The sequence below is a fragment of the Streptomyces toyocaensis genome, assembly GCF_000725125.1.
GTDB classification, from domain to species: domain Bacteria; phylum Actinomycetota; class Actinomycetes; order Streptomycetales; family Streptomycetaceae; genus Streptomyces; species Streptomyces toyocaensis.
In genome coordinates, this window is sequence record NZ_JFCB01000003.1 from 16,528 (window position 1) to 35,631 (window position 19,104).

Annotated in this window: 19 protein-coding genes; 7 read left to right on the forward strand and 12 right to left on the reverse strand. The window is 72.8% G+C overall.

The annotated features are described in order from the left end of the window. Window positions 1–54: 54 nt before the first annotated feature. From BU52_RS05380 to BU52_RS05390, 3 genes are read right to left on the reverse strand one after another with little or no spacing between them, the layout of a single operon-like run. The gene (locus tag BU52_RS05380) at window positions 55–654 is read right to left on the reverse strand and encodes a nucleotidyltransferase family protein (RefSeq protein WP_037929030.1); all 600 of its coding nucleotides are present in this window, start codon (window positions 652–654) and stop codon (window positions 55–57) included. Between the two features lie 46 nt (window positions 655–700). Next, window positions 701–907 carry a DUF397 domain-containing protein gene (locus BU52_RS05385; protein ID WP_037929032.1) on the reverse strand — a complete coding sequence of 69 codons (207 nt, stop codon included), beginning with the start codon at window positions 905–907 and terminating at the stop codon, window positions 701–703. Continuing rightward, window positions 904–1,737, reverse strand: a complete 834-nt coding sequence (locus BU52_RS05390) for a helix-turn-helix domain-containing protein (RefSeq protein ID WP_037929039.1) — start codon at window positions 1,735–1,737, stop codon at window positions 904–906. The genes BU52_RS05385 and BU52_RS05390 overlap by 4 nt, the downstream gene beginning before the upstream one ends. A 205-nt stretch (window positions 1,738–1,942) precedes the next feature. On the opposite strand from BU52_RS05390, the gene BU52_RS05395 reads away from it, so the two are divergent. From BU52_RS05395 to BU52_RS05410, 4 genes are all read left to right on the forward strand, one after another. Continuing rightward, entirely contained in the window at window positions 1,943–2,209 is a 267-nt protein-coding gene (locus tag BU52_RS05395) for a putative ATP-grasp-modified RiPP (RefSeq protein ID WP_200881155.1), read from the forward strand. Window positions 2,210–2,212: 3 nt separating this feature from the next. Continuing rightward, window positions 2,213–3,193, forward strand: coding sequence for an ATP-grasp ribosomal peptide maturase (gene tgmB, locus BU52_RS05400; RefSeq protein WP_037929042.1), 981 nt, complete (start codon window positions 2,213–2,215; stop codon window positions 3,191–3,193). Continuing rightward, complete coding sequence (tgmC, locus tag BU52_RS05405) at window positions 3,190–4,392, forward strand: ATP-grasp peptide maturase system methyltransferase (RefSeq protein ID WP_037929049.1); 1,203 nt, start codon at window positions 3,190–3,192, stop codon at window positions 4,390–4,392. The genes tgmB and tgmC overlap by 4 nt, the downstream gene beginning before the upstream one ends. 115 nt (window positions 4,393–4,507) lie before the next feature. After that, window positions 4,508–4,936 (forward strand): ATP-binding protein, encoded by a 429-nt coding sequence (locus BU52_RS05410; RefSeq protein WP_037929051.1) that lies wholly within the window; start codon window positions 4,508–4,510, stop codon window positions 4,934–4,936. A gap of 101 nt (window positions 4,937–5,037) precedes the next feature. On the opposite strand, the gene BU52_RS05415 is transcribed toward BU52_RS05410, so the two are convergent. From BU52_RS05415 to BU52_RS05445, 7 genes are all read right to left on the reverse strand, one after another. Further along, the gene (locus tag BU52_RS05415; protein ID WP_037929054.1) at window positions 5,038–6,792 is read right to left on the reverse strand and encodes a LysM peptidoglycan-binding domain-containing protein; all 1,755 of its coding nucleotides are present in this window, start codon (window positions 6,790–6,792) and stop codon (window positions 5,038–5,040) included. Between the two features lie 258 nt (window positions 6,793–7,050). Beyond that, window positions 7,051–8,538, reverse strand: coding sequence for a MocR-like pyridoxine biosynthesis transcription factor PdxR (gene pdxR / locus BU52_RS05420; RefSeq protein ID WP_037929056.1), 1,488 nt, complete (start codon window positions 8,536–8,538; stop codon window positions 7,051–7,053). A gap of 14 nt (window positions 8,539–8,552) precedes the next feature. Next, window positions 8,553–9,281: a B3/B4 domain-containing protein gene (locus tag BU52_RS05425; RefSeq protein WP_051857950.1), complete on the reverse strand. Its 729-nt coding sequence runs from the start codon at window positions 9,279–9,281 to the stop codon at window positions 8,553–8,555. Between the two features lies 1 nt (window position 9,282). Continuing rightward, the gene (locus BU52_RS05430) at window positions 9,283–9,888 is read right to left on the reverse strand and encodes a LysE family translocator (protein WP_037929058.1); all 606 of its coding nucleotides are present in this window, start codon (window positions 9,886–9,888) and stop codon (window positions 9,283–9,285) included. A 208-nt stretch (window positions 9,889–10,096) separates the two neighbouring features. Further along, window positions 10,097–10,489 (reverse strand): hypothetical protein, encoded by a 393-nt coding sequence (locus tag BU52_RS05435; RefSeq protein WP_037929060.1) that lies wholly within the window; start codon window positions 10,487–10,489, stop codon window positions 10,097–10,099. 10 nt (window positions 10,490–10,499) lie between these two features. Further along, a complete protein-coding gene (locus tag BU52_RS05440) occupies window positions 10,500–11,267 on the reverse strand; it encodes a hypothetical protein (RefSeq protein WP_051857953.1) in 768 nt (255 codons plus the stop codon). A gap of 104 nt (window positions 11,268–11,371) precedes the next feature. Beyond that, complete coding sequence (locus BU52_RS05445) at window positions 11,372–12,166, reverse strand: alpha/beta fold hydrolase (protein WP_037929065.1); 795 nt, start codon at window positions 12,164–12,166, stop codon at window positions 11,372–11,374. 119 nt (window positions 12,167–12,285) lie between these two features. On the opposite strand from BU52_RS05445, the gene hemB reads away from it, so the two are divergent. Continuing rightward, window positions 12,286–13,281 (forward strand): porphobilinogen synthase, encoded by a 996-nt coding sequence (hemB, locus tag BU52_RS05450; RefSeq protein ID WP_037929068.1) that lies wholly within the window; start codon window positions 12,286–12,288, stop codon window positions 13,279–13,281. Window positions 13,282–13,287: 6 nt separating this feature from the next. Here the strand turns inward: hemB and BU52_RS05455 are convergent, their stop codons facing one another. After that, a complete protein-coding gene (locus BU52_RS05455; protein WP_037929071.1) occupies window positions 13,288–14,025 on the reverse strand; it encodes a DUF4232 domain-containing protein in 738 nt (245 codons plus the stop codon). 212 nt (window positions 14,026–14,237) lie between these two features. Between BU52_RS05455 and BU52_RS05460 the strand changes: the two genes are divergently transcribed. Both BU52_RS05460 and BU52_RS05465 read left to right on the forward strand, forming a co-directional pair. Further along, window positions 14,238–15,617, forward strand: a complete 1,380-nt coding sequence (locus BU52_RS05460) for a helix-turn-helix domain-containing protein (RefSeq protein ID WP_051857955.1) — start codon at window positions 14,238–14,240, stop codon at window positions 15,615–15,617. Between the two features lie 99 nt (window positions 15,618–15,716). After that, complete coding sequence (locus BU52_RS05465) at window positions 15,717–16,931, forward strand: aminotransferase-like domain-containing protein (RefSeq protein WP_037929074.1); 1,215 nt, start codon at window positions 15,717–15,719, stop codon at window positions 16,929–16,931. 368 nt (window positions 16,932–17,299) lie between these two features. Here BU52_RS05465 and argS read toward each other — a convergent pair whose 3' ends face one another. Beyond that, window positions 17,300–19,057 carry an arginine--tRNA ligase gene (argS, locus tag BU52_RS05470; RefSeq protein ID WP_037929079.1) on the reverse strand — a complete coding sequence of 586 codons (1,758 nt, stop codon included), beginning with the start codon at window positions 19,055–19,057 and terminating at the stop codon, window positions 17,300–17,302. Window positions 19,058–19,104: the final 47 nt, after the last annotated feature.

Here is a 19,104-nt window from a genome sequence, read left to right on the forward strand (position 1 = left end):
CGTGAGGTGGCGGGGCGTGCCGTGACGGCACGCCCCGCCACCGTGCATTGCGGTTCAGGACACGGGCCATCCCAGTACGGTCAGCTCGGGCCACTGTCGGCGCCAGCGTGCGGCCTTGGCCTCGTACACGGCGCGCGGCGCGAGGACCGGGTTGGGGCGTACGACGAGCCGGAACACGTCGGAGAGCCCGTGCGGCGCGTAGACGCGCCACCGGCCATCGGGTTCCAGCCGTACGCCCAGGCAGCAGGTGGTCGCGGCGAAGCTGTCGATCGCCGCCTCGGTGGAGGTGTGCGGGGGGCACGGGACGCCGAACTTCTGCTCGTACCAGAGGTGGACGCGGGCCTCGTTGCGGACCTCGACCTCGGCCGGGAGGTCCGCGAAGGCTGCGGCCGCGGCGCGGATCACCGCGTCCTCCGCCTCCCAGGACAGGTCGCGGTCGTCGAAGTAGAAGACGTCGTAGTCCTTGATCCCCTCGGTGGGAGGTCTGCCGGTGACGACGTTCCACACGGTCTGGAAGAGGCAGCCCGCCGTCAGGTACCAGCCGGGCAGGTCCAGTGCCGCGGTCCGGTCGAGCACCTCCAGCAGGGTCTCGTTGCGGGACAGGGTGGTTTTCAAGGCGGCGAGTTGCTCGTCCAGCGGAAGTCGACCGGTCACCGCGCATGCCTACCATGGCGATGACCGGCCGGTTCACTCGGGCACGTCAGCCATGAGAGGCGTATGGCAGGAAGGCGGCCCAGGTGGTGGGGGTGAGGGCAAGGCGGTGGCCGTCCGGAATCTTGGAGTCGCGCACATGGATGATCGCCGGGGTGGTGGCGACCTCGACGCAAGACGGACCGTCGTCCGAGCTATAGCTGCTCTTTATCCACTCCAGCTTGCCATCGGCTCCGTCAGAGGGCTTGAGGGTCATGACTCTCCCAGCGCTTTCTCGATGAAGGCCAGCGACTCTCGTGGTGCGAGAGCCTGCGCCCGGATGATTCCATAGCGCATGTCGAGGACCGTGGTCTCTTTCGGGTCGGTGATCACGCGGTTGGTCAGCTGGATTTCGCTCAGACCCACGGACGCTCCGTCCTTGAGCTTGAGCAGTCGGAAGGGGCCGCCGAGGCCGGAGTTCTCCTCCCGGCTCAGGGGCAGCACCTGTAGGTCGACGTTCCGCAGCCTGGCCACCTCCGAGAGCCGGTCGAGCTGGTTGCGCATCACCATCTTGCCCCCGATCAGGCGGCGCAGCGTCGCTTCACACAGCACGAAGCTGAAGAGGGGGCGGGCTTTTGGGGCGCAGAAAATCTCTTGGCGATCCAGCCGAGCGGCTACCCGCTGCTCCAACTCCTCTTCTGCGAACTGCGGTCGTCGAGAGCTGAACACGGCCCGTGCATACGCCTCGGTCTGCAAGAGTCCGTCGATGACGCAGTTGTTGTAGGAGCAGATCTCGACGGCTTCGGCTTCCAGGCGCTTCACGTCTCGCACCTTCTTCGGGTATCGGGCTTCCGCCACGTCCCCCTTCATCGCTGCGATCTTCCCGCCCGCGCCCAGGACTTCGTCCGCCGCGTCCAAGTACTCCGGCCGGGGAATCCGCCGCCCCCGCTCCACGCAGGAGACCAGCTCCTCCCCGTACCCGATCGCCGCCCCGAACTCCGCCTGGGTGAGGCCGGCCGCCTCCCGCCACAGCTTCAGCTGCCGGGTGACCGTCCGCATCACGGCCCCGGCCTCTTCGTCGTCCCGCCCCGCTTCCCACCCGCTCATGCTTGCCGTCCTCCCGTCGCGCGCCCTCCCCGGACCAACTCCGGCCGCCCGCGCCCGGTCACCCCGGGCAGAGCGGACAGAAACCGGACAGCCGGCGTACAACCACCGGCCGTACGAGCTGCCCGTACGCACAGTTTGCGCACGTGTGAGCACACTGAGTGGCGAGAATCTGGAACTCCGCATCGCGGACAGAGGAAGGACCCCCATGACGACACTCGCCCCTGAAACCCCCTGGGCGCTGCGCATGGTCACCGACCGGCTGCCGGTCGGGCCACCGCCGTACGCGACCGTGATGCTCGACCCCGTCACACAGATCGCCCGCTACACCGACACCGCCGGGCGTCCGGTCGAGATGGGCAAGCACGGGACGTCGAGGACGACCGGCACCGCGTCCGTGTCGGGCGGCGGTGACGGGAACGGCCCGCAGCCCCAGACGCAGGACGACAGCACCACCGACTACGAATCGGACTGACCCATGGCCTCCACCGTCCTGGTCGTCACCGCCCTGGAGGACGTCACGGCGGACCGCGTCGTCGCCGCGTTGAACGCGCGCGAGGTGCCCGTCGTCCGCGTCGACCCCGCAGACATCGGGACCGCCCTGACGTTCGGCTTCCGCATCGGCGCGGACCGTCCGGCATGGCGCGGACGACTGCGTACGGCGAGCCGGGAGGTGGAGCCGGGGGAGGTGGCGGCGGTGTACTACCGCCGCCCCACTCCGTACTGCACCCGGTTCGCGCATCTGCCCCGGCAGCAGCGGGACTTCGCCGCCGCCGAGGCGCGGCACGGGCTCGGCGGCGTCCTGAACGCCCTGTCCGGCGCCCGGTACGTCAACCACCCGACCGCGGTGGCCCGCGCGGAGTCCAAGCCCGCCCAGCTCCGCAGGCTCGCCCGGCTCGGGCTGAGGATTCCTCCGACGCTGATCACCAACGACCCCAGGGCGGCGCAGGAGTTCGCCGCCGTCCACGGCCCCGTCGTCTGCAAGACGTTCCGCGGCCTGCCCGCAGGCGACGACGGACGCGCCGGGGCGATCTGGACCCAGCGGGTCGACCCGGGGACCTTCGACGACACGCTCGCCGTGACCGCCCACCTGTTCCAGGCCGAGATCCCCAAGACCGGTGACGTGCGCGTCACCGTGGTCGGCCGTCGTGTCTTCGCCCAGCAGATCGCCGCACCGGACGGCGCGCTGGACTGGCGCCGGGGCGACTGGGACGCCCTGCTCCACGCCCCGATCACCGTGCCGCCGCCCGTCGAGGCGGCGCTGCACGCCTACCTGGCCTCGTTCGGTCTGGTCTTCGGCTGCTTCGACTTCGCGCTCACCGGTGACGGGGACGACCCGGAACACTGGACGGCGATCGAGTGCAACCCGAACGGCCAGTGGGGCTGGCTTCCCGACGCCGACGACATCACCGAGGCGTTCGCCGACCTCCTCACCGTGGAAAGGAAGGGCCGTTCATGACACTGCCCGTCGACCTCGACACTGATGCCGCGCGGCTGCGCGCCGTCATGGCGGAGGACCTCGCCGCATGCGGGGCGCTGGACGATCCGGGTTGGCGGGCGGCGGTGGAGGTGGTGCCCCGGCACCGGTTCGTGCCCGGCTTCTACCTGCCCGCCGACGGGCGGGACGGGCAGGGGCTGACCCTGTGGCAGCCGGTCACCGCCGCGCTCGACCAAGGGCGCTGGCTGGCCGCCGCGTACTCCGACACCACACTCATCACGCAGTTCGACGGCGACGAACCCGACTGGGAGCACCCGGCCGAGCGTCACGGCGGAGCCCCGACCTCGTCCTCCACCCTGCCGTCGCTCGTGGTGCGGATGTGGGCCGATGCCGACGTGCGGGAGGGGCACACGGTGCTGGAGATCGGCACGGGGACGGGATACTCGACCGCGCTCGCCTGCGAACGCCTCGGATCCGCCGGCGTCACGAGCGTCGAGGTGGACCCGCACCGGCTGGAGCGGGCCGCGAGCGCGCTGCACGACTGCGGTTACGCGCCCACCCTCGCGGTCACGGACGGACTGTACGGATACTGGCCCGAGGCCCCGTTCGACCGGATCGTCGCGGCCTGCTCCTTCCGCGCCGTGCCCCCGGTCCTCATCGCCCAGACCCGGCCGGGCGGGAAGATCCTGCTGACGCTGTCGGGCTGGCTCTACGGGTACGCCCGCGTCCTGCTCACCGTCGCCGGGGACGGTACCGCCGAGGGGCGTCTGCTGGGCGGCACGGTCTCCTTCATGTCGGCGCGTACGCACGCGGCGCCGGCCTTCGGCAACCCCGCCCACTGGGCGGCGGGACTGCCGGGGGAGGCGCGGGTCGCCCGGCACGGGCCCGAGCGGATCACCGCCGCGACCGAGGAGGCCTTCCACCTGCGTTTCCTCGCACAGAGCGCGGTGCCCGGCGCGCAATTGACCACCGTCGGCGACGTCGTGCACCTGGTCGACGTGATCAGCGGGTCGACCGCCACGCTGACCCCCGACGGTGAGGGCGGCTGGCGCGTCCGGGAGGGCGGACCGGTCAGGCTGTGGGAGAGCGTCGAGCGGGTCGTCGACGTCCACGACGCCGCCGGACGGCCGGGGCCGGAGACCTTCACCCTGTGCGTCCACGACGGCGGGCAGCACCTGCGGCACCCGCGGATGCCCTGCCTGCCGTTGCCGACGCCCTGAGGGGAGACCTGACGCACCGGGCAGCCCGGACGGGACCGGGCGCCCCACGGACAGCCGGTGCCCGCACGGGCCACTCGCCTTCACGAATGGTGCGCGTATCGCCACTCTGGGTGACGTGAATCAGAGAACCGCCGCATCGCGCTCCCCGCTCCACCAGTACTCCGTACTGCTCTCCGCCACCCGCCGGGGCGCACGGCTCGCCCGTCTGCTGGCCGCCGAGCAACTGGCATCCTGGGGACTGCCGTTGGACCCGGCCCGGGTGGTCGTCGCGGAACTCGCGGCCAACGCCGTTCTGCACGGGCGTGTGGCAGGGCGCGGCTTCCGGCTCGGTCTCACTGTCACGGTGCCCGACACCCTCCGTGTCGAGGTGACCGACCCCCGTGGTGACCAACTGCTCACGCATGAGAGGGCGGTCGTCGGGGCGGAGCCCGGCGAATCCGGATACGGCCTCCTCCTGGTCGGTGAACTGGCCGACCGCTGGGGCGTGCGAACAGGCCCCGTGCCGTGCAAGACCGTGTGGGCGGAGCTGGACCTCGGCCGGTGAGTCCGGCCTCAGTGGGCCGAGCGCTTGAGGCGGAGCGTCCCTTCCGGGGGCGCTCCGCCTCGTCGTTCTTCGCGGACGGCTCCGTACCTCGGGGAGGCGTCCTACTTGGACTTCGACTTGGGGGTGAAGACCAGCAGGCGGTCCAGGAGGAGTGAGGACAGGGCCGGGTGGGTGAGGGTCTCGGGCTGCATGTAGGCGCGTGCCACCGCCTGCATGCGGCTCATGTCGACGGGCCGGTCGGCGCCGTACTGCGCGCAGAAGTCGGCGCCGGCGGAAGGGAGTTCGGTGACGTGCGGGCCGGTCGGTCCGGCGTCGCCGGCCCGGCTGAAGGTCCAGGCGTAGAGCCTGTCCGCGTCCGGGCTGTCGGGGAGGTAGTCACGGGCGGTGCCCCGCAGGTCCCGGTGGTTCTTGGCGGTCACCGAGACGGCGGCCTCCTCGTCGGCGTAGAGCGAGATGCTGGAGTAGCTCGCCTGCCGGGTGGCCACGTGGTTGGTGCCGTAGGCGACGACGAAGGAGCCGTCCGGGAGACTGAAGCTCGGGCTCAGCGGGTCGTCGGCGTCGTTGGACAGGGCGCCGATCCCGGGCGTGGGGGGATCGATCACCTTGTTGGACTGCAGCCCCGGGTACGACTGCTCGAACCCGCGCTCCGTGACCAGGTCGCGTGCCTCGAAACCCGGGTGGGCTTCGATGATGCGCTGCCGCAGCTTCTGCAGGGCGGGATTGAGGTCGAGTTCCGTGGCCCCGGTCCCGGCGGTGCGCAGCCGGGGCACGGGCAGCGGGGCGGGGGCGTACACCGGTTTCGTCTGGTCGGCGGAGGTGCCCTTCGGCCGTACCCGCAGGATCTGGAGCGGGGGCGCGGCGCGGTAGGCGTCGAGTGCCTTCTCGAAGCCGGGATGAGGCGCGGCCGTGCGGATGCCGAGCAGGAACTGGTCGGCGTCCTTGCCGAGGCCCAGGCGGAACATGGCCGGGGGAACGGTCGCGTCGTTGATCGCGCCGCCGAGCCCGGACGCGGCCAGCATCTCGTGCACCTCGGCCCGCGTGCGCTCGTGCCCCGTCATCACGAGGGCGAACGGCTGCCCGTAGGGGGTGGGGCCGGCCGTCTTCACGGTTCCTCTGTTGACCGGGTCGCCGACCGCGGGCCACAGGACCGGGCCGGTGTGCAGGGACCCCCTCACCATCGTGAGGTCGAAGGAGAAGTAGTCCTCCGGCGGCGGGGTCGTCCCGATCAGGACCACGGCCTCGTCCTCGCGCAGGCGCCAGGTCACGGGCGGGTTGGTGTTGGGCGTCTGTCCGGGCACCTCGGGCAGGTTGGTGACGATGTAGGGCGACTGGGGGTTCGGCCACATGCCGCTGAACAGGACGCCCTCGCAGTACCTGCGGTCCAGGTCGAACACGGCTTCGCTGCCGGACTGGGAGGCGTAGCCGGACCGCGCCAGCTGGCGCTGGAACCGCGCGACGTGCGGGTCGGTCTTCCGGTCCGGGGTGGCGGCGCCCGCCGGTGCGGACGCGGGGGTGTGGATCGCCGTTCCGGCGAAGATCCGGTTCCCCTTGCCGTCCGACGGGAAGCCGTGGGCCCGCGCGGCCTTCTCGATGCCGTCACGGCTGGCGCGGTAGAGGTCGGGCCACTTGGCTCCGGACCCGTAGATCTCCTCGGCCATGGACCACAGGGTGTCGCCGTCGGTGACGGTGCGGACGTTGTCCCTGCCGTTCCCCGCGTCCTTGGCCGGGGCCGGCTGTGGGGCGGTCAGTGCGGTGGGCGCCGGGGTGGTGGTCGTCGCGGGCTGGGCGAGGGCCGTGGTCGCGGGGCAGAGGGCCGTGCAGCCGGCCGCGATACCGCTGACGGCCGTGACGGCCATGCGGCGGTGTCGGCGTGACGCTTTCGAGGGTCGTATCGGAAGTTTCTGCACACAGAGCTCCAGGGGGTGAGTGCGGAGCGTTTTCGCATGTCACGCTAGGTGCTCGCGCTTGGCTGTGCATGTGCCGTTCACCCGGACGGGTGGGGCGCTGCGGTCCGCACCACGCGAGGGCGGGGGCGGGCCGTCGCTCAGTCCGCCGGTGTCCGCCGGCGTACGGCAGGAAGCGTGCCCCGGCCCGCGGCCGTGTCCTCGGGGGCGTCAGGACAGCGCGCGCAGGGCCCGGCCCAGCAGGGCCACTGCTTCGGTGAGGGTTCCGGGCGGGTCGGCCGCGTAGCCGAGGACCAGGCCCTGCGGGCCGGGGAGTTGGCGGTGCCAGGACAGGGGGTGGCACTTCACGCCGTGGGCGAGTGCGGCGGCGGCGAGGTCGGTGTCGGGCACGTCCGGCGCGTAGGTGACCGTCAGGTGCAGCCCGGCCGCCGCGCCGTGGACGACCGCGCCCGGGAGATGTTCCCCGACGGCGTCGATCACGGCGTCGCGGCGGCAGACGTGGCGGGCCCGGAGCAGCCGCAGGTGCCGCTCCAGTTGGCCCGATTCCATCAGCCGGGCGAGGACCAGCTGCGGCAGCACGGCGTTGCCCAGGTCCGCGAAGCGTTTCGCGCCGGTGAGCGCCTGAAGGTGGTGGGGCGGCGGGATCAGCCAGCCGATCCGCAGCGCGGGGGCGAGCAGTTTGGACACGCTGCCCATGTAGTACACCCGGTCGGCGAGCAGCGAGCGCAGCGCGGGCACGGGCGGGCGGTCGTAGCGGTGCTCGGCGTCGTAGTCGTCCTCCAGGATCAGCCCGCCGTCCGCGGCCCAGCGCAGCAGCTCACGGCGGCGCTCGCCGCTCGTCACGACGCCGGTGGGGAACTGGTGGGCGGGGGTGAGCAGGACCGCCGGGGCGCCGGTGGCGCGCAGCGCGTCGACGCGCGGTCCGTGGTCGTCCACCGGGACCGGTGGGGTGGCCATCCCTTCGTTCCCCAGGTGCTGGCGGGTGCCGAGCGCGCCGGGGTCCTCCACCGCGACAGCGGTGATGCCGTCCGCCAGCAGCACGGGGCGCAGCAGGGTGAGCGCCTGGGCGGTGCCCGCGACGATCAGGATCCCGTCCGGCTCGACCCGGATGCCGCGGCTGCGTGCCAGCCAGTCGGCGACGGCGCGGCGCAGCCGCGGTGCGCCGCGGGGGTCGCCGTACCCGAGGTCGGCGGCGGACAGCTCGGCGAGCACGGCCCGTTCGGCGCGCAGCCAGGCCGTGCGCGGGAACGCGGAGAGGTCGGGCCGGCCGGGGGTGAGGTCGATGCGGGCGTCGGCGGCGCGCAGCACGTCGAAGACGTCGGCGCCGGGCTCGCCGGTGAAGGGGGACCGCGGCACGGCTCGTCGGGAAGAGGGCTGTCCGGGGGCAGGGGGTGCGGCGACCACCACCGTGCCACCGCGCCGGCGGCCCTCGACGTGCCCGTCCTCGGCGAGCCGCCGGTACGCCTCGGTGACCACGCCCCGGGAGACGCGCAGTTCGGCGGCGAGCACCCGGGTGGCCGGCAGTCTGCTGCCCACGGTGAGCCTGCGGTCGGTGATCGCCTGCCGCAGCCGTTGTGCCAGCCAGTCCGCCTTGCCGCCCGCGGGCGCGTCGCCGGGCCGCAGTTGCAGGAAGTCGGAGCCGTGCGCCCGGGTGACTGCGTCCGCCGCCGTACCCTCCACCTCGCTCACCGTACCCATGGTGCCATGCGCCGTCACGGCGCCCGGGTGCCGGACAGCGGTTCGTCGGCGAAGGCGAACTCGCGTGCCGTGGCGGTGAGAAGGGCGGTGGCCGGGGTCGTCCGCCAGTGCGCGGTGAGTTCCCGGGCGATCGTCTCCAGAACCTCCGCGACGGTGTCCGCACCGCCGTCGTGCACGGCTTCCGCGACCACGAGGATCCGGCCGGTGCGCTCACTCACCGCGGAGTGGCCGCTCTGCCGGTGGGTCCAGCGGCGGGCGTGCGCCCGTCCGGCGGAGTCGGCGTACGTCACCTCGCCGGGGGCCGGGTGCTCGGTGGCGCCGCCGAAGGCCGTGTACTCCTCGTCACCGCGGGCGTGACGCACCTCCAGCAGGGGGCCGGTGACACGGTCGGCGTCGAGGACCGCGACCGGGACGGCGTACGCCGCGGAGATCGCGTTGCACAGGTCGACCACCGGGTGGATGCGCGGCAGCGTCCCCTCCTTGCGCAGCCGCCTCAACAGCGACTCCGAGGCGCACCGGTACTGCGTCGGCTTCAGCCCCATCCGGGCGAAGACCCGCCGCCAGGCCAGCACTTCGGGGAACCGGCCTTCCAAGGCGCCGTCCAGCCGGGCCCGGGCGCGGGCGGTGTACTCCGCGACGCGCGGGCCGGTGTCGGCCACCGGGCCGACGCCGGTGGTGTGGAGCGCGCCCGCGGCGAGGCGGGGGTGCTCGGACCAGATCGCTTCGGCGTGCCGGAACCGCATGTCACGCCACCGCCATCCGTGCGCTCAGTCCCACGAAGCAGACGGCGAACACCCGGCGCAGACCGGTCGTGACCCGGGGCCGGGCCACCAGACGGTCGCGCACGGCCGCGGCGCCCATGCCGTACGCGGCGAAGACGACGAAGGTCAGAGCCATGAAGACCGCGCCGAGCCGCAGCATGAGGCCGGTGGAGCCGGGCGTGCCGGCGGGGACGAACTGGGGGAGGAACGCGACGAAGAACATGGTCAGCTTGGGGTTCAGCAGGTTGAGGAGTACCCCGGAGGTGATCACGCGGAGCGCCGGGCGCGGCGCGGCGTCCGTCTCGACGGTCAGCGCGTCCTTGTCGCGCAGCGTCGCCCACGCCATGTACAGCAGATAGGCGACGCCGAGGTACTTCACGACCGCGTAGGCGACGGCGCTGGTGTGCAGCAGCGCGGCGAGGCCGGTGATCGTCGCCAGCAGGTGCGGTACGACACCGAGGGTGCTGCCGAGCGCGGCGATCACGCCGGCCCGGCGGCCGTGGGACAGACCGGCGGCGAGGGTGTACACCACACCGGTGCCGGGGGTGACCACCACCACGAGGGTGGTCAGCAGGAACGCGAGACTCAAGGGAACCCTCCGCGAGATCGACGGTTCCCTCAGCCTGCTGCACTCATGGTCCGGAGGGGAGAGCCAAAAAGGGACGGTCCGAGTGGTCCAAACGGTCGGGTCGGCCGGAGAACCCCGGCCTGCGGGGCGGTGGGGGTGACGGCACCTGTACGGCACGGGGACGGGCCCCCGGCGGTGGGTGCCGGGGGCCCGTGGTGGGAAGGGTGCGTCAGACCAGGCCGACGGACAGGAGCCCGCCGCCCGCGGCGACCGCGAAGGCGAGGCCGCGCTGCCCCGCGGTGACCGCTGCGGGGTTGCCCCGCGTCGCCAGCACCATCACGGCGTTCGCGGCGAACGCCGGGAGCAGGATGCCGAACAGCGCGAACGTACCGACCGCCCTGAGGGTCAGCTCGACCGGTGCGATGACGGCGCCCGCCACCATCGCGACCGCGGCGATCGCGTACAGCGTCCCCGAGGCGAGCGTGATGTCGTCCCGCTTCAGAGGGGTGGGACCGCGCCCCTTGGCGTGGCTCCAGTGGCGCCGCTCGGTGCCCATCCGCGCCAACACCATGATCACCACTTCGACCGCCAGGGCGGTCACGGCGACGTGCTCGATCGTCATTGCACTCACCTCACTTGCTGCACGCGGACGAGATGGCGGAGATGCCGATGAACGCCTTCACGGCCTCGCGCTCCTTGGAACCGACGTGCTTGCCGTTCACGAAGCGCCAGATGATGTTCGCCGTCTTCTTGGCGCCGTAGCGCTTGAACAGGGCCACCGCGCGGGCGACCTTGATGCTGGAGCCGGCCGGCGCGAAGCTGATCAGGACGGCGGCGACGGCGGCACTGCACTTGACGACGAACTTCGTCTGGTCCCACCATCCCGCCGCGGCCGTCATCGGCTTCTTCCCGCCGGGGGCGGCAGCGGCGGAGGCCGGGGAGAGCTGGGCCAGCGTGGCGGTGCGCACCTCTTCCTTGGAGAAGACGGGCAGCAGCGCGGCTTGGGCCTCACCGTCCCCGGGGTAGGCCGCTTGCACGAGCTGTTCGGCGCTCGGCTGCGCCGTGAGCGCGGCGAGGCGCGTACGCAGGGTATCCGCGTCCGGAGCCGGCCTGGTCAGGGCCACCTCCAGTGCGGCGGCGAACTGCTCCTCGGTGACACCCAGTCGGGCTATCCCCTGGGCGAGCGTCGCGCCCTGCTCCTGCTCCGCCGCGGTGAATCCCGGGTCGTCGACGACCGGGACGCCGTTCGCCGCAGCGGTCTGCCGTGCCGCGGGATCCGCGGCCTGGGCGCCGGTGGCAGTGGCGAAGAGGGCGCCCGCGGTGACGGCGGCGACGATCATGGCGCTGGTACGCCGTGCGGCACCGTGTCGCTGAGTGTTCGTGTTGATTCTGGTGGTCATGCCAGAGTCCCCGTACTTGTATTCAGTTGAGAGGTGATGTCCACCTCTGGTCGGGAACGAACTTAGCTACCGGCCGGTAGTCACGGGAAGGATCTTGAGGAAGATCAGAGGCTTCCTCCGGTCGGCCCCGCCTCCGGCGCGAGGGCCTCGGACACGGCCCGGGCGAATGCCTCGGGGTTGTCCAGCATGATGTTGTGCCCGCAGTCGGGGATCGCGGTCAAGAGGACCCCGGAGGCGCGGAGTTCGGCGGATCCGGGGAACGTGCCGTCTGCCTCGGGGTGGAGGAACGCCCGGGGGATCGGCAGGGTGAGCAGGAGTTCGCGCATCGTCGGGATGGTGCCGCGGACCAGGTGGGTGGCGCTGCGGTGCAGGGCCTCCAGGCCCGCCAGGCGCATCGTCGACCACCAGTGCGCGCCCACGCGGTCGCGGACCTCGCGCCAGGCGCCGGACACGAACTCCTCCTCCGTGTACGCGGCGATGCCGCTGCTGCCGGACGTGCCGGGGACGCGGGGCAGCGGGTCGAGGTTGGCGTCGACCAGGACCAGGCGGGAAACCAGCTCCGGGTGGCGGGCGGCGAGCACGACGGCGACCGAGCCGCCCATGCTGTGGGCCACGAGTTCCGCACCGGCGACGTCCGCGGTGCGCAGGGCGGCGGCGAGCGCGTCGGCGTGGTCCTCGAGGGTGTACGCGAACGTGGTGGGGCGGTCGCTGTGGCCGTGACCTAGCAGGTCGACGAGGAGGGAGCGGTGGCCCGCGAGGAGCGGGTGGACGGCGGTCGCGGTGAAGTAGGCAGGAGAGGTGGCGCCCAGACCGTGGACGTACACGCGGGCCGGGTCCCGGCCCGGCAGCTCGACCCAGCGGATGTGGTCGCCCTCGGCCGTGACGGCGGCGCTGTGCACGGTGTCATTCCCCTCGGTGGCGTGATCACGACAGACAGGAAACGGTACACACGCACGGGGCCCGGCCGCCGACTGGGCGTCGGCAAAGGCACGGGTGGGGCGGGCGTAGCGTAGGTGGTATGACGACGTACGGATCCTTCCCCGGCACGCGGCCGCGGCGTCTGCGGACCACTCCCGCCATGCGGCGCATGGTCGCCGAGACCAGGCTGCACCCCGCCGACTTCATCCTCCCCGCCTTCGTGCGCGAGGGGACGGCCGAGCCGGTGCCCATCGCGGCGATGCCCGGGGTCGTGCAGCACACACGGGACAGCCTGAAGAAGGCGGCGGCCCAGGCCGTGGCGGCCGGTATCTCCGGGATCATGCTGTTCGGTGTGCCGGAGGACTCGAAGAAGGACGCCCTCGGCACGCCGGGGACCGACCCGGACGGGATCCTCCAGGTCGCCCTGCGCGACGTGCGGGCCGAGGTCGGGGACGACCTGCTCGTCATGTCGGACCTGTGTCTCGACGAGACCACCGACCACGGGCACTGCGGTGTGCTGGACGAGCACGGCCGCGTCGACAACGACGCCACGCTCGAGCGGTACGCCGAGATGGCGCAGGTGCAGGCCGACGCGGGCGCGCACGTGGTCGGGCCCAGCGGGATGATGGACGGTCAGATCGGTGTCGTCCGTGACGCCCTCGACCAGATCGGGCGGGAGGACGTGGCGATCCTCGCCTACACCGCCAAGTACGCCTCCGCCTTCTACGGGCCCTTCCGGGAGGCCGTCGCCTCCTCGCTCCAGGGCGACCGCAAGACGTACCAGCAGGACCCGGCCAACCTCCGTGAGTCGATGCGCGAGCTGGCGCTCGACCTGGAGGAGGGCGCCGACATGGTGATGGTGAAGCCGGCGGGCCCGTATCTGGACATCCTCGCGCGGGTCGCGGACACGGTGGACGTGCCGGTGGCGGCGTACCAGATCTCCGGTGAGTACGCGATGGTCGAGGCCGCCGCCGAGAAGGGCTGGATCGACCGGGACCGGGCGATCCTCGAGACGCTGACCGGCATCAAGCGGGCCGGCGCGCGCAACATCCTGACCTACTGGGCCACCGAGGTGGCCCAGAAGCTCGAGCGCTGATCCCGCTCAGTACGTCAGGGCGTCGTCCATCGACTGCTGCCAGTACGTCACCGTCAGCGTGCTGTCGTAGTACACGCCCTTGGCCGGCAGGGACGGGGTCGCGGCCGGGCCGCCGCTGCTGTTCGGGGTGTGGCCCTGGAAGCCGACGGTGAGCGCCCGGCCGGTGGTGCCGCCGTCGCCGCTGCCGTCGGCGGCCGACAGGAGGACGCCCGCGTACGCCGACCGGCCCGGGTCGATGCCGACCACGGCCTGCGGCTTCGACGCCTCGACCGGCTGCGGCACCCACTGCATCTCGTCGAAGCGGAGCACGGGGTAGTAGGTGAGGTCGCAGGGCTTCGAACCGGTGTTCCTGACCGTGATCAGCATGTGGTTGAGGGGGCGCGGGACCGGCCGGGCGGTGACGGTGGTGTTGGAGCCGTTGCAGGCGACGCGGGTCTGCGGATCGCCGGAACCGCCCGACGTGCCGGTGCCGCGGTCCGCGCCCCGGTGCGTGTCCTTGCCGCCGCTCCTGCCGCCGCCGGTGTCCGCGCCGGCCGGGGAGGGCCTGCTCGGGCCGGTGCCGTCCGCCGGCGGGGCCGAGGGCGCTTCCGTGGGCGTGTTCGTGGGCGTGCCGGCGGACGCCGTCGCGTTCGGCCGGGACGCGCCCTCGTCCTTCGTGCCCGTACCGTCCTGGCAGGCCGTCAGGGAGAGGGCGGCGAGGGTGATTCCGGCGGCGGCGAGCAGGCGGAGGCGCGACGTACGCATGGCGGATTCCTTGTCTTCGGTACGGGTGCGGCGTGGCCGTCCGGCCGGTTGCCGGGAGCGGCGTGCTTGGATGACCAGAGCGTGTGGTGGGATCCGTCCCGGCCGCCACATCCGACGGAGGATTCGGGACGCTGGAACGCTCAAACCGCTGTGACCTGGGAGAACGACCGCTCCCTGGAACGGCGGAATGGGACACGGGGGAGGGAGAACCGGTGTCGGAAGGCACGCCCGCGGTGGAGTTCGCCGCGCTCCTGCGGGAGTTGAAGGACCGGTCCGGGCTGAGCTACGGGGTCCTCGCCAAGCGGCTCCACATGAGTACGTCGACCCTGCACCGGTACTGCAACGGGGACGCGGTGCCCACGGACTACGCGCCGGTGGAACGGCTGGCCCGGCTGTGCAAGGCGGACCCCGGGGAACTGGTCGAACTGCACCGGCGGTGGGTGCTGGCGGACGCGGCGCGGGGGCGCAGGTCCGAGCCCGCGGCGACGCCGGCGGCACCGGCCCCGGAGGAGCGGGCCGAGCCGGGCACGGGGGCCGGCGATCCAGTGACCGAGGTCCCGGTGACCGCGGACCCGGAGGCCGGCGATCCGGCCGGCGATCCGGTGAGCGGGGTGCCGCAGGCGGGAGGCGTCGGCGCACCGCGTCCCGGGTCCCGTCCCCGGCGCCGTACCCGTACCGCCGTCCTGGCCGGGACCGCCGTCGCCGCCGTGCTGGCCGGGGTCACGCTCGTCGTGGGCCTGCCGGACGGCGGCACGGGCGGTGAGGGCCGCCGGGGACCGGTCGGAGCGGCGACCGTCGGGGGCGAGGACGTCACCTCCTCGCCGTCCCCCTCGGTCACGTCCTCCGCCTCCGCCTCCGCCTCCGCCTCCGAGTCCCCGTCCGTCCCCGGTTCCCCCGACGCGAAGGGCGAGCACACGAGCGACCCGCCGGCCGCCGGGTCCGCCGCCCCGCCGGGCACTCGGCCCGGGGACGGCGCCGTACCGCTCACCGTGCGCACCGACCCGTACGTCTGGGAGAGCCCCTGCTCGCAGCGGTACCTGATCGACAAGGCGCCGGGCGAGGTGCACCCGCCGCCGATCGAGGACGACGCGACGGCGTGGGTCGCCGCGGAGCGCGCCGTGTCGTCGGGGGAGCAGTACGTGCGGCTCACCGTGCAGGGGACCGGCGCGCGGACGGTGGTCGTGGAGGGCATCACCGTGCGGGTCGCCGGCAAGCGGGCGCCGCTCGCCTGGAACGACTACGCCATGGGCTACCCCGGCGTCGGCTGCGGCGGCGGCGTACCGACGCGTGCCTTCACGGTCGCCCTGGACGCGGCGCGGCCGGCCCTGACGCCGAAGTCGGGGCACCGCGACTTCCCGTTCAAGGTGAGCGAGTCCGACCCCGAGGTCTACTACGTCACCGCCGACGCCTCCGCGTACGACGTGAGCTGGTACCTGGAACTGAAGTGGTCCAGCGGCTCCCGCAGCGGCACGCTCGTCGTGGACGACGGGGGCCGCCCCTTCCGCACCAGCGGCAACAACGGGCGTCCGGCGTACGAGTTCCCGCTGGGCGGCGAGAGGTGGGTACCGGAGGGGACGACGACGTTCGACTAGCCGGCCGGCTGTCCGATGCGCGGAAAGCCGCGTGTAGAGGACACACGGTTTCCTAGGCTGCCGGGCACGCGCCGTCCCCACAGCCCGAGGAGCCCTGCCATGACCGTCACCGAGCCCGAACCCGCCCGATCCCTCGCCCCCACACCGCCGCTCGCCGCGCGGGCCCGCACCGTCGGGGGCTCACCCGTACGGGACATCCTGGCCGTCACCGCCCGCCCCGAGGTGATCAACTTCGCGGGCGGGCTGCCGGCGCCGGAACTGTTCGACGCCGAGGGCATCGCGGCGGCGTACCGGACGGTGCTCGCCGAGACACCGGCGCGGGCGCTGCAGTACTCCACGACGGAGGGCGAACCGGCGCTGCGGGCCGCGCTCGCCGCCCGCACGGCCGCCCGCGGCCTGCCCACCGCCCCCGACGACCTGCTCGTGACCACCGGCTCCCAGCAGGCCCTCTCCCTCCTCGCCACCGCGCTGCTGGAGCCCGGTGACACGGTCCTCGTCGAGCGCCCCTGCTACCTCGCCGCGCTCCAGGCCTTCGGGCTGGCCGGGGCACGCGTGGTGGCCGTCCCCGGCGACGGGGATGGCCTCGACCCGGACGCGCTGGACGCACTGGTCGCGCGCGAACGCCCCAAGCTGCTCTACACCGTGCCCACCTTCCAGAACCCCACCGGCCGCACCCTGCCCGCCGCGCGACGGGCCGCCGTGGCCCGGGTCGCCGCCCGGCGCGGACTGTGGATCGTCGAGGACGACCCCTACGGCGAACTGCGCTACGACGGCGAACGGGTGCCGTGGATCGCCACCCACCCCGGCGCCGAGGACCGCACCGTGCTGCTCGGCAGCTTCTCCAAGGTCATGGCCCCCGGCCTGCGCCTCGGCTGGCTGCGCGCACCCGCCGGACCGCGCCGCGCCTGCGCCGTCGCCAAGCAGGCCGCCGACCTGCACACCCCGACCGTCAACCAGCTCGCCGCGGCCCGCTACCTGGCGGACAACGACCTGGACGCCCATGTCCGGCGCGTCGCCGGCGTCTACGGCGAACGGCGCGACGCCATGCTCGCCGGACTGCCCGCCGCGCTGCCGGACGGCTCGACCTGGACCCGGCCCGAGGGCGGCATGTTCCTGTGGGTGCGGCTGCCCGACGGCAACGACACCACCGCGCTCCTGCCCCGCGTGGTCGAGCGGGACGTGGCCTACGTCCCCGGCGCCCCCTTCTTCGCCGGTGAGCCGGACCCGGCCACCCTGCGGCTGTGCTTCGTGACGCAGACACCTCAGGAGATCGCGGAGGGGCTGCGGAGGCTGGGCGCGGGCCTGCGCGACTGAGGCGCGCCGCCGCGCGGGCCGGCGTACGGTCGCCTCGAAGCACTCCAGCTCCCGCTTGTCGGCGCGGTGGCAGCAGGCCCGAACGACCGTGCCCGGCGGGTGTCCGCGCCGTTGCCGCAGAGCACGTTCATCGGGTCCTCGCCCTCGCAGGAGGCGCCCCGGCAGCGGGGCGGCGGCAGGACGGCCCCGGAGGACGGGGACGTACGGACCGATCCGGCGAGCGGCACCCGCCCAGCACACGGGCCGTCGCGGCCGCCGAGGTCGCGCCGCTCGCGGTAAGCGTCGACCACTGCGCCCGACCCGGACAACGCCGCGGCCCGTCCTTCCGTCGGGGGAGAGGACGGGCCGCGCGCGTCATGGCGGTCCGCTCAGAGACGCTCGGGCGTCCGGATGCCCAGCAGGGCCATGCCCTGGTGGAGCGTGCGGGCCGTGAGGTCGCAGAGGAAGAGGCGGTTGGCCACCTGCTCCGGCGAATCGGCCTTCAGGACCGGGCACTTGTCGTAGAACGACGTGTACAGCGACGCCAGCTGGTACAGGTACGCCGCCAACTTGTGCGGGGCGTACTCCGCGGCGGCATCGAAGACCGTGTCACCGAACGCGTCCAGGTGCAGGCCCAGCGCGCGCTCCGCCGGGTGCAGGTCCAGCTCCGGGTGCGCCGACGGGCGTACGTCTCCCACCTTGCGCAGGATCGACTGGATCCGGGCGTACGCGTACTGCAGGTACACCGACGTGTCGCCGTTGAGCGACACCATCTGGTCCAGGTCGAACTTGTAGTCGCGGTTCGGCGACGTCGACAGGTCCGCGTACTTCACGGCTCCGATGCCGACCTGCGCCGCCCGCTCCCTGATCTCGTCCTCGGTGAGGTCCCGCGCCTTCTCCCGGACGACCTCCGCGGCCCGCTGCACCGCCTCGTCCAGCAGGTCCTCCAGGCGTACGGTCTCGCCCTCACGGGTCTTGAACGGCTTGCCGTCCGCGCCGAGCACGGTGCCGTAGCCCATGTTGTGCGCGGTGACGTCGTCGTTCAGCCAGCCGGCCCGGCGGGCCGTCTCGAAGACCATCCGGAAGTGGAGCGACTGGCGCACGTCGACGACGTACAGCAGCGTCGTCGCGCGCAGGTCGACGACGCGGTTGCGGATCGCCGTCAGGTCGGAGGCCGCGTAGCCGAAGCCGCCGTCGGCCTTCTGCACGATCAGCGGGACCGGCTGGTCGTCCTTGCCGCGGATGTCGTCGAAGAACACCACGAGCGCGCCCTCGGAGCGCACCGCGACACCCATCTCCTCCAGGAGCCGGGCGGTCTCGGGCATGCCCTCGTTGTACGCGGACTCGCCGACGATCTCCTCGTCGCGGATCTCCATGTCGAGCTTCTCGAAGACGGAGTAGAAGTAGACCTTCGACTCGTCCACGAACTGCTGCCACAGTTCGAGCGTCTCCTTGTCACCGGACTGGAGGGCGACGACCCGCTTGCGGGCCCGCTCCTTGAAGTCGTCGTCGGAGTCGAAGAACGCGCGCGAGGCCTTGTACACCCGGTTCAGGTTCGACATGGCCTGCTCGCCGTCGACCTCCGACGCCGGTGCCAGCTCGCCGGGGTGCTCGAACAGGTACTGGATGAGCATGCCGAACTGGGTGCCCCAGTCGCCGATGTGGTGCCGGCCGATCGTCCTCTCGCCGGTGAAGTCGAGCATGGAGCGCAGGGCGTCGCCGATCACCGCGGACCGCAGGTGACCGACGTGCATCTCCTTCGCCACGTTCGGCTGGGCGTAGTCGACGACCGTGACGCCCGCGTCCTCCTTCAGCGGCACGCCGAGGCGCTCGCCGTCCGCGAGCCGCGCGGCGAGGTTCTGGGTGATCGCCCGGTCGGCGAGGGTGATGTTGAGGAAGCCGGGGCCGGAGACCTCGACGTCCTCGATCAGGTCACCGGTCGTGAGGTGCAAGACGACCTCGGCCGCCAGCTCCCGCGGGTTCGCCTTGGCCCTCTTGGCCAGCGCGAGGATGCCGTTCGCCTGGAAGTCCGCCCGGTCACTACGTCGCAGCAGCGGGTCCGCGCCGGCGGCCTCCGGCCGGGTGGCCGAGAGGGCGGACGCGAGCTGCTGCTGGACGGAGTCGGTGAGGGACGTGACCGAGGCCATGGAGGCTGCCGTTCTGCTCGGGTTCGTGGACTACTACGGAAGCCGAG